Genomic DNA, 14,424 nt, shown 5'->3' on the forward strand with positions numbered 1-14,424 from the left:
ACAATTGGAGGTTAGAACATGAGCTATATAGTTGAGACGTTAGGGCGTCTTGTAGAGCAGACGGCATTTCTGAACCTGACGGTTGGCAACCTGATCATGATTGCAGTTGCATGCTTGTTTCTGTATCTTGCGATCAACAGAGGGTTTGAACCGCTTCTTCTCGTCCCGATTGCTTTTGGGATGCTCCTTGTAAATATCTATCCGGACATTATGCTGTCTTTTGAAGATTCGGATAATGGAACCGGTGGACTTTTGTATTATTTCTATAAACTGGACGAGTGGTCTATTCTGCCGTCGCTGATTTTCATGGGTGTCGGAGCAATGACAGACTTCCGCCCGCTGATTGCGAACCCGAAAAGCTTCCTTCTGGGAGCAGCTGCACAGTTTGGTATTTTTGCAGCATACCTCGGAGCAATGGCAATGGGATTTTCTGACAAAGCAGCGGCAGCAATCGCCATCATCGGCGGAGCGGACGGACCGACATCGATTTTCCTCTGCGGAAAGCTTCAGCAGACCGCACTTCTTGGACCGATTGCGGTAGCGGCATATTCCTACATGGCACTGGTACCGATTATCCAGCCGCCGATCATGAAGCTTCTGACAACGGAAAAAGAACGTAAGGTCAAGATGGAACAGCTCCGGCCGGTATCCAAGCTGGAAGCGATCCTCTTCCCGATCATCGTTACCATTGTTGTCTGCCTGATTCTTCCGACGACAGCACCGCTTGTCGGAATGCTGATGCTTGGAAACCTCTTCCGTGAATCCGGAGTGGTACGCCAGCTGACAGAAACCGCGTCCAACGCGTTGATGTATATCGTTGTCATCCTGCTTGGTACTTCCGTAGGAGCAACGACAAGCGCGGAAGCGTTTTTGAATCTGGATACGATCAAGATCGTCATCCTGGGACTGATCGCATTCGCGTTCGGTACCGCGGCAGGTGTTCTTCTTGGCAAAGTCATGTGCTATGTAACCGGAGGCAAGGTCAATCCGCTGATCGGGTCCGCAGGAGTATCTGCAGTGCCGATGGCAGCCAGAGTATCACAGAAAGTCGGTGCTGAGGCAGATCCGACAAACTTCCTTCTGATGCATGCAATGGGGCCAAACGTAGCCGGCGTTATCGGAACGGCAGTCGTGGCAGGAACATTTATGGCGATATTCGGAGTGAAATAAGTTCGAGGAGGAGATTGAAATGGCAGAGAAAAAACCAATTAAAATAACAGAGACGATTCTGCGTGATGCACATCAGTCCCTGATCGCAACAAGAATGACGACCGAGCAGATGATGCCGATCGTAGAAAAACTTGACAAAGTCGGATATCATTCCGTGGAATGCTGGGGAGGAGCAACCTTTGACGCTTCTTTACGTTTCCTGAAAGAAGATCCATGGGACAGACTCCGTAAATTCCGTGACGGTTTTAAAAACACAAAGCTGCAGATGCTGTTCCGCGGACAGAACATCCTCGGATACCGTCCTTACGGCGATGATGTAGTAGAGTACTTTGTGCAGAAATCCGTTGCAAACGGAATTGATATCATCCGCATTTTCGACTGTCTGAACGACCTTCGGAATCTTCAGACCGCAGTCATGGCGGCAAACAAAGAAAAAGCCCATGCACAGGTGGCCCTCTCCTACACAATCGGAGACGCCTACACTCTGGAATACTGGGTACAGAAAGCAAAAGAAATCGAGGAGATGGGTGCGGATTCCATCTGCATCAAAGATATGGCAGGCCTCCTGCTTCCTTATAAAGCAACCGAACTTGTAACCGCTTTAAAAGAAACAACAAACCTTCCGATCCAGCTCCACACCCACTATACATCCGGAGTCGCATCCATGACCTACTTAAAAGCAGTGGAAGCAGGTGTAGATGTGATCGATACGGCAATGTCACCATTTGCGCTCGGAACATCCCAGCCGGCAACCGAAGTCATGGTAGAAACATTCAAAGGCACACCGTACGACACCGGATTTGACCAGCAGCTGTTGTCCGAGATCGCAGATTACTTCCGCCCGATCCGTGATGAAGCACTGGAAAGCGGACTCTTAAATCCGAAGAATCTGGGAGTTAATATCAAAACACTCCTCTATCAGGTACCGGGAGGCATGCTCTCCAACCTGACCTCCCAGTTGAAAGAACAGGGAGCGGAGGACAAATATTATGAAGTGCTTGAAGAAGTACCAAGAGTCAGAAAGGACCTCGGAGAACCGCCGCTTGTCACACCGTCCTCCCAGATCGTAGGAACACAGGCTGTCTTCAACGTTTTGATGGGAGAACGCTACAAAATGGCAACCAAAGAAACAAAAGATATCCTGAAAGGCAAATACGGCGCAACCGTCTGCCCGTTCAACGAAGACGTCAAGAAAAAATGCCTCGGCGACGAAATCGATGACTGCATCACCTGCCGCCCGGCAGATCTTATCCCGGACGAACTGGAAACACTCGAAAACGAGATGAAACAGTGGAAACAGCAGGACGAAGATGTACTGACCTATGCCCTCTTCCCGCAGGTTGCAATCGACTTTTTCAAATACCGTCAGGCACAGCAGACAAAAGTAGACGAGACAATTGCAGACACAAAAAACGGAAGTTATCCTGTTTAAACGTACAACTTCTAAATAAAAAGCAATACAGATTTTTCTATTGGGGACGTGTTCCGATTCATCGGAACACGTCCCCAAAATTTAATAAATGCTTAAATCTTTGTCCTCTTTCTTGTCGACTCTTGTGAAATGCTTGTAATTAAGGTGAAAAAGGAGTATACTTAATTAGCTATTATGGACTTTTGGAGGAGTTAGTCATGACCGGCAAAAATGAGTTGCTTGAAAGAATTGAGGAGCGGTATGACGGGATGAGCAAGAGCCAGAAGAAACTGGCGGACTATATACGGTCTTCTTATGAGAAGGCTGTTTTCATGACTGCGGCCAGACTGGGTGATGTGGTCGGTGTCAGTGAGTCTACAGTTGTACGTTTTGCGTCCGGTCTTGGGTACAAGGGCTATCCGCAGTTTCAGAAAGCGCTTGAGGAGCTTGTGAGCAACCGTCTGAATTTTATTCAGAGGATGGAGGTTACTTACGGACGGATCAGCCAGTCTGAGATTCTGATGAGTGTGCTCCAGTCGGATATAGAGAAGATTAAGCTGACGATGGAGCATATTGATCAGAATGCCTTTGAGACGGCGGTCGATACGATTTTAAATGCCAGGAAAATCTACATTGTGGGCATACGAAGCTGTGCCACACTTGCAAATTTTCTTGGCTTTTATCTGAATCTGATCCGGGACAATGTGGTCAGTGTGGACACGAACAGTTCCAGTGAGATTTTTGAGCAGATTATCCGGATTACGGAGGAGGATGTGATCATCGGTATCAGCTTTCCGAGATACTCCATGAGAACGTTAAAGGCTCTGGAATTTGCGAACAACCGGGGAGCAAAGATCATCACACTGACGGACAGCGTTCACTCACCGATGAATCTTTATTCGTCCTGCAGTCTGATCGCGCGCAGCGATATGGCTTCGATTGTGGATTCGCTTGTGGCGCCGCTGAGTGTGATTAATGCGCTTGTGGTTGCACTCTGCATGAAAAAGCAGGACGAGGTTGTGGACACGCTGGGGACACTGGAACAGATCTGGGATGAGTATCAGGTTTACTCAAGCGATGAACTGCATCCGGTCAGGGATAAAATACCACTTCATTTTCCGGACCAGAAGAAAGTGAATGATCAGAGGAGAACGGAATGGGAAAAACAGTAGTAATCGGAGGAGGCGCGGCAGGAATGATGGCCGCCATCTTCGCAGCAAGAAATGGAAACCAGGTAGAATTATTTGAGAAAAATGAAAAACTGGGTAAAAAGATCTATATTACCGGAAAGGGAAGGTGCAATCTGACAAATTCCTGTGATATGGAAGAACTTCTGGATTCTGTGGTTACAAATAAAAAGTTCCTTTACAGCAGTTTTTACGGATTTACAAACGAAGAGACCATGGAGTTTTTCAGCGAAATCGGACTGAAGATGAAAACAGAGCGGGGAAACAGGGTGTTTCCGGAGTCCGATCATTCTTCTGATGTCATCCGTGTACTGGGAGATGAATTGAAACGCCAGGGAGTTCAGGTACACTTAAACACGAAAGTACAGCAGATCGGAACAAAAGACGGGGCGTTTGCCTGCCTGTACCTTGCGGACGGGACGGAAGTACAGGCAGATACATGTATTATCGCCACAGGAGGAAACTCCTACCAGACGACAGGGTCAACAGGAGACGGTTACCGGTTTGCAAAAACCCTTGGACATACCGTAACCAGCATCCGTCCGGCGCTGGTGCCGATGGAGACGAAGGAAGCTTTTGTAAAAGATCTTCAGGGCCTTTCTCTTAAGAATACGGCAATTACCATCTTGGACGGGTCGAAAGTCCTTTACGAAGATTTTGGTGAAATGCTTTTTACGCACTATGGAGTGAGCGGGCCGATGATATTAAGCGCCAGCTCTTTTGTCGGAAAAATTCTGGAGGAAAGACCGCTGAGACTCCGGATTGATTTGAAGCCGGCGCTTTCCTTTGAACAGCTGGATGCGAGACTTCTGCGGGATTTCGAGGAGAATAAGAACAAGCAGTTTAAAAACGCACTTGCCAGGCTTCTCCCGGCCAAGATGATTCCGGTGGCTGTTGAGCAGAGCCGGATTCATCCGGAAAAGAAGATCCACGAAATCACCAGAGAAGAGAGGCTTGCTTTCGCGGCATTGCTAAAAGGTCTGGAGCTGACCATTACCGGGCTTCGGGATTTCAATGAAGCCATTATTACACAGGGAGGCGTCAATGTCAGGGAGATCAACCCGGCGACGATGGAATCCAGACTGGTAAAACATGTCCATTTTGCGGGAGAGGTTCTGGATCTGGATGCTGTGACAGGCGGATTCAATCTTCAGATTGCATGGTCTACCGGAAATGCGGCGGGTTCCTGTGCTTCTGAGGAATAAGGCACAGTCAGACTGAGAATAAATACAGTATCGGAGGATGAAAATAATGGGTTATCAGATAGCGATTGACGGACCGGCCGGCGCCGGGAAAAGCACCATAGCAAAACTTCTGGCAGAAAGAAAAGGCTTTATTTATGTAGACACCGGAGCAATGTACCGGGGGCTTGCCTGGTATTTTCTGACAAAAGGAATCCGGCCGGACGATGAAGAGGCGGTCACAAAAGCATGTGAAGAGGTGAAAATTGACATTGCCTACGAAAATGGAAAGCAGCAGATTTATGTAAATGATAAAAATATTACAGACCATCTCCGGGAGGAAGCAGTCGGAAATATGGCATCAAAAAGCTCGGCCGTTCCGGCGGTACGCGCCAGACTGCTGGAACTGCAGCGGGATCTGGCAAGGAGAGAAGATGTTGTAATGGACGGCAGAGATATCGGAACAAGTGTTTTGCCGGATGCAGATGTCAAGATATTCCTGACGGCAAGTGTTGACACGAGAGCCGGACGAAGGTACAATGAATTGTTGGGAAAAGGGGAATCCTGCGATTATGCTCAGATCGCAGCAGATATAGAAGAACGTGACAGAAGAGATATGACCAGAGAGATTTCCCCGCTGTGCCGCGCAGAAGACGCAGAGCTGATTGACAGCTCAGAGATGACGATTGAAGAAGTTGTAGAAAAAATAGAATCTTTCTGCCGCGAATCAAGATAAAAAGGAATGAGAACTGACCGGAGAGGAGGAATTACTGTAATAAATTGTAATAACGACGTAAAAAAATAGAAAGGATTGTAACTATTGCTTGAAAATTGCGGAGTGGCTAACGTATAATAGTTGACAAAGCAATAGTATGGAAAGATTGGAGTAGGATAGATGAACCAGTTTGTAGATATTCATTGTCACATTCTGCCGGGGGTGGATGATGGATCCCAGTCTCCGGAAGAAACAAAGGCCATGCTGGAGAAAGCATGGGATGAGGGGATACAGATCATGGTGGCGACCCCTCACTATCACAAGCAGAGAGGGAAAAATGATATCGATCTGATCAAGAAACAGTTGCTCCTGACTCGAAAGCTTGCAAAGGAAGTTCACCCGAAGATGCAGATCTGTCTTGGGATGGAGATTTATTACGGGGAGGATGTCCCGGAGCTTTTAAAGACCGGGAAAGCAGTGAGCATCAGAAAATCCAGATATATCCTGGTGGAGTTTTCGCCGGGAGACGATTTCCAGTATATCCTGAATGCTGTGAGAAAGCTTCAAATGAGCGGCCACACCGTTATTATTGCGCACATTGAGCGTTACAACTGCCTGAGAGAAGATATCTCAAACGTAGAATATCTCAGGGAGATGGGGGCGTATCTCCAGGTGAACGCGGGAAGCATTACAGGAAGTTACGGCAGAAGCGTAAAGAAGTTTCTGCGGGAGGTATTAAAAGCGCATCTTGTCCAGCTGGTAGGGACAGATGCACATGGTCCGGAGAAGCGGTCACCGAAGATGCAGGAGGCATACAAAGAAGTTGTCAAACGCTGCGGTGAAGAGTATGCGGACCAGATCTTCGGGCAAAATGCCAAGAAAGTTCTTCGCAATGAAGAGATTGACGAGTACTAAATGAGAATGAATTAGGAAGGTATAGTGTTTATGGAAGGGACAAACCAGAATGTGAAAGAAAATGATGAGATTACAATAGATCTCACCGAATTGTTTATGACGTTATGGAGCAAGGCACATATTATTATTCTGTCAGGAATCCTGCTGGGACTTCTGGCATTTGTTGGAACCAAACTTTTTATTACGCCAATGTATACTTCAACAACCCGGTTCTATGTGCTGACCAGAACAACGGACACCGGAAACGTGACATACAATGATCTGCAGACAGGATCACAGCTGACGAAAGACTATGCGGAACTGGTAAAGAGCCGTCCGGTTCTGGAAGAAGTTATTTCTGTTCTGAATCTTGATATGGATACAGAAGAGCTGGCGGATAAGATTACGGTTACCACACCGACAGATACCCGTGTCATGTCCATTAATGTAAGAGACGCCGAACCGAAACAGGCAAGAGATATTGCAGATGCGGTACGCCAGGCGGTAGGAATTCAGATTCAGGATATCATGGATGTTGACTCTGTCAAGACGGTAGAGGAAGCGAACCTGCCGGACAGCCCGAGCAGCCCGAGCGTGATGCGTAATACGCTGATCGGCGCAATTCTCGGAATTCTGATTTCTGCCGGTATTATCATTCTGGTATTTATGCTGGACGATACAGTAAAGACACCGGAAGATGTAGAGACATATCTTGGACTGAATGTTCTTGCGTCCATTCCGGTTTATGACGGGGCAAATGCAAAGAATAAAAAACGTGTAAAAGGGCTCTCGGCCCGGAATTTCCAGAAAAAAACTGCGAAAAAGTAAGGTTTGGGAGGTCTGAAGATGAAAGAAATATCATTAAATTTAAAGAGTATGCAGGATTACAGAATTAATGAATCCTACAAACAGCTTCGTACAAATATTGAATTCTCCGGAGAGGAAAACAAGATCATTGCAATTACAAGCTGTACTCCAAGTGAAGGAAAGAGTACGGTATCATTATCAACGGCATACTCTCTTGCAGAAGCAGGGAAAAAAGTTCTTTTTATTGACGCGGATCTTAGAAAGTCTGTTCTTGCCGGAAGATATAAGGTGACAGGAGAGATGAAAGGTCTGACCCATTTTCTTTCCGGTCAGGGAGATCTTTCTGAAATTCTCTGCAAAACAAACGAAAAAGGCCTGTTTGTCATTTTTGCAGGTCCGGTTCCGCCAAATCCGGCAGAACTCCTTGGAAGCAAAAAGTTTGCCGCACTGTTAAAAGAGGCAAGAAATATTTATGACTATATTATTATCGACACACCTCCGCTTGGAAGTGTTATCGACAGCGCAATCGTGTCCGCAGCATGTGACGCGGCGATTCTTGTTATTTCAGCCAATACGATCAGCTACAAGTTCGCGCGTTCCGTAAAGGATCAGCTTACCAAGACAGGATGTAATATTCTGGGAGTTGTTCTCAACAAGGTATCCATGAAGCAGAATAAATATTACGGTAAGTATTACGGGAAATATTACGGACATTACGGAAGTGACAATTAATCGATTAGGAGAACGTTAAGATGAGACAAAGGCTATTAACCCTGTGTCTGATAGCAGGCTGTGCGGTGCTGGTAGCCGGTGCGGCCGTTATCACTGCTTCACAGGATAAAACAGCACCGGTCATCACGATCGAAGACAAAGAGAAAGAAATCACCTACAAAGACGGAGACAATTATGAAGAACTCCTCGCTGACGTAACTGCCGAAGACAACCGGGACGGCGATGTAACAGACAAGATCTTTATTGACAAAATTACAGTAGTAAGCGACGGAAGCCGGGCGATTGTTCAGTATGCGGTGATTGATGAGCACAATAACGTCGGAACCGAAACGCGAATGGTCAACTACGAGGGAACTGGTCAGACGGAGCAAAACGTCGGCCAACCGGAAGCAGAGGAACCGTCCCAGGAAGAGGAAGCGCAGACAGAGGAAGATACTTCAGAGGAAACTTCAGAGGATGAACAGGCAGCACAGGAACAGGCTTCCGCTGAGGAAACACAGGAGGAAAATACCGGAGAACTGACACCGGACGGGGCAAATCCGGCAATCCGTCTCACGGAGACGTCCAGATCAATCCGTGCAGGAGAATCATTTGACGTCCTTTCCGTGATTGACCAGGTGGTGGATGACCAGGACGATGCGGCGACATTATCCAGAAGAATTCACGCGGACGGAGAGTACAATACATCCGTTCCGGGTACATATACAATTCGCTACTATGTGATGGATACGAACAATAATACATCAAATATTGAAGAGTTTACATTGACTGTACAGTAGGTAAAAGGAGTGATAAAAATGCCGCAGAGAAGAGAGCAGAGGGAACGCAGGAGACATCATGGCCGCCGCGGTTCCCGGCATTACGACGAGAAAAAAGGGAGAAATACTCTCGGAAAAGTGATTGCAGTAATTCAGCTTCTGATTTCTGTGATTTTTGTCGGTATCTTATTTAACAGTGGAATGATTCCGATGAAGTATCTGGCAGCAGGAGCTGTTGTGCTTCTGCTGTTGTTCGCCCTCACATTTGGAATGCAGTATATCAGGAACAAAATTCATATTGTGGGGATTGTACTGAGTATTCTGATCAGTGCCGCACTTGCTTTCGGAACCTATTACTTTATGAATATGCATCAGGCAATCAGTAATATCGGAGGAGCTGAGTATAAAACCGACAATATGATCGTTGTGGTCAAAAAGGAAGACAGCGCGGAGTCGATTCTGGATGCGCAGAATTATATTTTCGGAGTTCAGACGGCCGCTGATCAGACAAACAACGAAAAAATGATTACCAAGCTTTCCACACTGATCGGACAGGAGCCGAATGTGTCGGAGTTCAATACTGTTCAGGAGGAAGCACAGGCCCTTCTGGATGGTAGAATTGAGGCGGCTATCTATAATGAGGCATTCAACAGCCTGATTACAGACGAGATTGAAGGATATGAAGATCAGGTTCGTATTCTGTATCAGTATGGAATTGATACAAAACTGGAAAAGGTAGACCAGAGCGTGACAGAACCGTTCAATGTCTATATCAGCGGAATCGACGTATACGGTCCGATTTCCACAAACAGCCGAAGTGATGTGAATATCATCGCAACAGTGAATCCGGAAACACGCCAGGTGCTTCTGACAACAACGCCGCGTGACTACTACGTGACACTTCCGGGAGTTTCCGGAAACCAGCGGGACAAACTGACTCATGCCGGAATTTATGGAGTGGATGTTTCCATGGCAACACTGGAACAGCTTTACAATACCGACATCAATTACTACGCGAGAGTGAACTTTACCTCACTGATTGAAATTGTCGATACACTTGGCGGAGTCGACGTCAATTCCGAGTATGCTTTTGAAGCGGGAGGATATTCTTTCCAGCAGGGTGTGAACCATTTAAACGGGAAACAGGCACTTGCCTTTTCAAGGGAGCGTCACAGCTTTGCTTCCGGTGATAACCAGCGGGGAAAGAATCAGGAAGCCGTGATCACAGCAATTATCAACAAGATGCTGACACCATCCATGCTTACGAAAGCTATGGATATTGTAAAAGAGCTTGACGACTGTGTAGAAACGAACGTATCTATGGATCAGCTTTCAAAATTGATCCAGATGCAGCTCAATTCAGGCGGCAGCTGGAGTATCCTGACCGACAATGCGATCGGAACAGGAGACAGCAATACTTGTTATTCATCCGGAAGCCAGATGCTGTATGTCATGAATCCGAATGAGGTTTCTGTAAACAGTATTTCAAGCAAGATTAACCGGATTTTAGGCGGGGAAAAAATTACACAGTAGAAAGCTGTGGAAATAAAAAAATGAGGAGTAAAGTGTTATGAGGAAATGGATGGCAGATAAGCTGTTTCTGTATCATTGGGTACGTATCTCAATCTTACTGTTTATCTATGATGTAATTGTAATGAATGTGTCTTACGGGCTGGCGTTATGGCTGAGATTTGATTTCCGCTTCTCGGATATTCCGCCGGAATACCTGTTCACCTGGATCAGGTATATTCCGATTCATACTGTATGCACATTGATTCTGATGTTTGCATTTAAACTGTACCGGAGCATGTGGCGGTTCGCAAGCTTTGATGAACTGTCGAGGACCACAATTGTATGCGCGATTTCCATGGCACTTCATATTGTGGGGACTACCGTGATTTTTCAGAGAATGCCGATTTCGTATTATGTAATGGGGGGAATTCTTCAGTATTTTCTGATTACAGGCATCCGTTTCTCTTACCGGATTTACCGGATGTTTGTCACAAGGACTTCAGCAGCGGCTGTAGAAGCCAGAGATGTGAAAAATACGATGATCATCGGTGCCGGAGAGGCCGGCAGGGCAATCATCAGTGAATTTAATAAAAGCGGAGACAAGATGCACACAAGAATCCGCTGTATTATTGACGATAACAAAAACAAAAAGAACCGTTATATCGACGGAATTCCGATTGTCGGAACAAGAGAAGATATTCCTGAGATGGTAAAAAAATATCAGATTCAGAAAATTATCTTTGCAATTCCTGCGATTTCGGCTTCTGAAAAGAAAAATATTCTCGAGATCTGCAAGGAGACGGGATGTGAAATGCAGATCGTTCCGGCTGTCTATCAGCTGGTTAACGGCGAAGTAAAAGTAAGTTCGATCCGTCCGGTAGAGATCGAAGAGCTTCTCGGACGGGAAAGCATCCGGATGGACCTTGCAGAGATTTCCGGATATGTAAAAGACAAAGTCGTACTTGTCACAGGAGGCGGCGGTTCCATCGGAAGCGAGCTCTGCCGGCAGATTGCGGCATACGGTGCAAAACAGCTGATTATATTTGACATTTACGAAAATAATGCCTATGATATTGAACAGGAGCTGAGAAGGAAATATCCGTCATTAAATCTGGTCGCATTGATCGGATCTGTGCGGGATACCGGATGTCTGGAAAAGGTATTCTCCACGTATCATCCACAGCTCGTTTTCCATGCGGCAGCACACAAACATGTACCGCTGATGGAGACAAGCCCGAATGAGGCAATCAAAAATAATGTATTCGGAACCTACAATACTGCAAAACTCGCCAACGAGTACGGTGTAGAAAGATTTGTCCTGATTTCGACGGACAAGGCGGTCAATCCGACCAATATCATGGGTGCCAGCAAGAGAATGTGCGAGATGGTCATTCAGATGATGTCACGCCATTCCAAAGGAACCACCTTTGCGGCAGTACGTTTCGGAAACGTACTGGGAAGCAACGGAAGCGTAATTCCGCTGTTTAAAAAGCAGATCGCAGAGGGCGGACCGGTTACCGTCACACATCCGGATATCATCCGGTACTTCATGACGATTCCGGAGGCAGTATCCCTTGTGCTGACTGCAGGTTCCTACGCAGAAGGCGGCGAGATCTTCGTTCTCGATATGGGAGAACCGGTCAAGATCCTCGACCTTGCCACCAACCTGATTAAACTTTCCGGACTGAAACCGGGAGTGGATATCGAAATTAAATTTACTGGCCTCCGACCTGGAGAAAAGCTTTACGAAGAGCTTTTAATGGCAGAGGAAGGTCTGCACAAAACAGATAACAATCTGATTTTCATTGGAGAACCGATCGATATGGATGATGATAAATTCCTGATGGAGCTTGCAGAACTGAAAGATGCATGCTACAAGGAAGTATCGGATGTCAAAGAACGGGTATCCAGAATCGTACCTACTTATCAGTATAAGAAAAAAGAAAAATAACAAAGTCGTTTTGGACTTGAAAATATCTTAACCAAATCAAATCGTCGCTTTGTCGCGTTTGAATGGGAAAGTGGTCATTATGGAATATCGTGATTCACCCGGAAAAGCGTCCGGGTGAAATGGCGAAGCATACCCTTTTTACTTTCATGATTTGGAAGTGAAAAGAGTATGCTTTTTTCATGCAGAATATTTCAAAAAAGCGACTTCCCTCACAATTTAATGAAATGAAATACGACAAGGCCTCATTTGAAGAAAGAGGACTTCTATGTGGTATGTAGTACAGGTACGCACAGGTACCGAGGAAGAGATCATCACACAATGTGAAAAAACGATCGATCACGGGATTTTAAAGCGCTGCTTTATCCCTTACTATGAATCAATGAAGAAGTACAAAGGAGAATGGCATCTGGAGCAGAAAATTCTGTTTCCAGGATACGTTTTCATGATTACAGACGAAATGGAACAACTGTATCTTGGCCTGAAAAATGTGATCGGCCTTACAAAGCTGATCGGGACAGGACGGGAAATCATTCCGCTAAAACAGGAGGAAGTAGACTTCCTGACCGAATTTGGAAAAGAAAAACAGGTTGTTGAGATGTCAACCGGGATCATTGAAAACGGCCGGATCCGGATCACCGATGGCCCATTGAAAGGACGCGAAGCCATGATCCGCAAAATCGACCGGCATAAGCGAAAAGCAAGCCTTGAGATCCCGATGTTCGGGAGAATCCTGGAGACCCAGGCAGGTCTGGAAATTATAGAAAAAATTGAAAAATAAAGGAAAAACAGTCTGGAAAAACTTCCGGGCTTTTTTTAGTGGAAAAAAAGAGGAGTGAGGGAAGATGAGTAAGAAGATGGAACCATTTTCATCAAAGGTATGGCTTTCCAGTCCGACCATGCACGGCCCGGAACTGGAGTATGTAAAAGAAGCATATGAAACCAACTGGATGTCAACCGTTGGGGAAAATATTAATGAGACAGAACGGCTTGCCTGTGAAAAAGTCGGCTGTAAGTATGCGGTGGCATTATCAGCCGGAACAGCAGCACTTCATATGGCGGTGAAGCTGGCAGGAGTAAAGCCGGGAGATAAGGTGTTATGCTCAGATATGACATTTGATGCCACGGTGAATCCGGTTGTTTATGAAGGCGGTGTTCCGGTATTTATCGATACAGAGTACGACACCTGGAATATGGATCCGGTGTCCTTGGAAAAAGCGTTTGAACTCTATCCGGAAGTAAAAGTTGTTGTTGTAGCACATCTTTATGGAACACCGGGAAAAATCGATGAAATCCGGGAAATTTGTGACCGACATGGCGCAGTTATTATTGAAGATGCCGCAGAATCTCTCGGAGCAACCTATAAAGGTGTCCAGACTGGAACTTTTGGAACGTATAACTGCATTTCCTTTAATGGAAACAAGATTATCACAGGATCATCCGGAGGAATGCTTCTGACAGATGATGAAGAAGCAGCAAAGAAAGTGCGGAAATGGTCTACTCAGTCCAGAGAAAACGCACCGTGGTACCAGCATGAGGAACTGGGATACAACTACCGGATGAGTAACGTGATTGCAGGAGTGGTCAGAGGACAGTTCCCATACCTGGAGGAACATATCGCACAGAAGAAAGCAATTTATGAGAGATATAAAGAAGGCTTCAAAGACCTTCCAGTGAAAATGAATCCATATGATGAAGAAAACAGTGAGCCGAACTTCTGGCTGAGCTGTATAGTAATCGATCCGGAAGCTATGTGCAAGCAGGTACGGGGAGAACAGGAAGCACTGTATATCAGTGAGCCGGGAAAGAGCTGTCCGACAGAGATCCTGGAAACACTGGCATCCTATAACGCAGAAGGACGTCCGGTATGGAAACCGATGCACATGCAGCCGATTTACAGGATGAACGGATTTGTCACAAGAGAAGGAAATGGACGGGCAAAGACCAATGCCTATATTGCAGGGGGAACCGTAGGACAGGATGGAAGACCGCTGGATGTGGGAATGGATATCTTTCAGAGGGGACTGTGTCTGCCGAGTGATAATAAAATGACGGTGGAAGAGCAGGAGAAAGTGATCGAGATTGTGAAGGGATGTTTTGAGTAGGTGT

At 46.2% G+C, this 14,424-nt stretch carries 13 protein-coding genes; all 13 read left to right on the top strand.

Features of this window, described 5'->3' with window-relative positions:
- The first annotated feature begins 18 nt into the window (after nucleotides 1-18).
- Entirely contained in the window at nucleotides 19-1,170 is a 1,152-nt protein-coding gene (locus H6A32_RS00795) for a sodium ion-translocating decarboxylase subunit beta (RefSeq protein ID WP_204863522.1), read from the top strand.
- 19 nt (nucleotides 1,171-1,189) lie between these two features.
- Nucleotides 1,190-2,602, top strand: a complete 1,413-nt coding sequence (locus H6A32_RS00800; RefSeq protein ID WP_204863523.1) for an oxaloacetate decarboxylase subunit alpha — start codon at nucleotides 1,190-1,192, stop codon at nucleotides 2,600-2,602.
- Nucleotides 2,603-2,799: 197 nt separating this feature from the next.
- Entirely contained in the window at nucleotides 2,800-3,753 is a 954-nt protein-coding gene (locus tag H6A32_RS00805) for a MurR/RpiR family transcriptional regulator (protein WP_087167284.1), read from the top strand.
- On the top strand, nucleotides 3,738-4,973 hold the full coding sequence (locus tag H6A32_RS00810; RefSeq protein WP_204863524.1) for an NAD(P)/FAD-dependent oxidoreductase: 1,236 nt from the start codon (nucleotides 3,738-3,740) through the stop codon (nucleotides 4,971-4,973). The genes H6A32_RS00805 and H6A32_RS00810 overlap by 16 nt, the downstream gene beginning before the upstream one ends.
- A 46-nt stretch (nucleotides 4,974-5,019) precedes the next feature.
- Nucleotides 5,020-5,685, top strand: coding sequence for a (d)CMP kinase (cmk, locus tag H6A32_RS00815; RefSeq protein ID WP_087167282.1), 666 nt, complete (start codon nucleotides 5,020-5,022; stop codon nucleotides 5,683-5,685).
- 159 nt (nucleotides 5,686-5,844) lie between these two features.
- Nucleotides 5,845-6,579 carry a CpsB/CapC family capsule biosynthesis tyrosine phosphatase gene (locus H6A32_RS00820; protein ID WP_087167281.1) on the top strand — a complete coding sequence of 245 codons (735 nt, stop codon included), beginning with the start codon at nucleotides 5,845-5,847 and terminating at the stop codon, nucleotides 6,577-6,579.
- Nucleotides 6,580-6,609: 30 nt separating this feature from the next.
- A complete protein-coding gene (locus H6A32_RS00825) occupies nucleotides 6,610-7,386 on the top strand; it encodes a YveK family protein (protein WP_087167280.1) in 777 nt (258 codons plus the stop codon).
- 18 nt (nucleotides 7,387-7,404) lie between these two features.
- Nucleotides 7,405-8,097, top strand: a complete 693-nt coding sequence (locus H6A32_RS00830) for a polysaccharide biosynthesis tyrosine autokinase (RefSeq protein WP_087167279.1) — start codon at nucleotides 7,405-7,407, stop codon at nucleotides 8,095-8,097.
- A 20-nt stretch (nucleotides 8,098-8,117) separates the two neighbouring features.
- A complete protein-coding gene (locus H6A32_RS00835) occupies nucleotides 8,118-8,876 on the top strand; it encodes an immunoglobulin-like domain-containing protein (RefSeq protein ID WP_204863525.1) in 759 nt (252 codons plus the stop codon).
- An 18-nt stretch (nucleotides 8,877-8,894) separates the two neighbouring features.
- The gene (locus tag H6A32_RS00840) at nucleotides 8,895-10,388 is read left to right on the top strand and encodes an LCP family protein (protein ID WP_204863526.1); all 1,494 of its coding nucleotides are present in this window, start codon (nucleotides 8,895-8,897) and stop codon (nucleotides 10,386-10,388) included.
- Between the two features lie 37 nt (nucleotides 10,389-10,425).
- Complete coding sequence (locus H6A32_RS00845) at nucleotides 10,426-12,318, top strand: polysaccharide biosynthesis protein (RefSeq protein WP_204863527.1); 1,893 nt, start codon at nucleotides 10,426-10,428, stop codon at nucleotides 12,316-12,318.
- A 265-nt stretch (nucleotides 12,319-12,583) separates the two neighbouring features.
- Complete coding sequence (gene loaP, locus H6A32_RS00850) at nucleotides 12,584-13,096, top strand: antiterminator LoaP (protein WP_204863528.1); 513 nt, start codon at nucleotides 12,584-12,586, stop codon at nucleotides 13,094-13,096.
- Between the two features lie 76 nt (nucleotides 13,097-13,172).
- Nucleotides 13,173-14,420: an aminotransferase class V-fold PLP-dependent enzyme gene (locus tag H6A32_RS00855; protein WP_204863557.1), complete on the top strand. Its 1,248-nt coding sequence runs from the start codon at nucleotides 13,173-13,175 to the stop codon at nucleotides 14,418-14,420.
- Nucleotides 14,421-14,424: the final 4 nt, after the last annotated feature.

This window comes from Drancourtella massiliensis (genome assembly GCF_016900655.1).
GTDB lineage: Bacteria > Bacillota > Clostridia > Lachnospirales > Lachnospiraceae > Sellimonas > Sellimonas catena.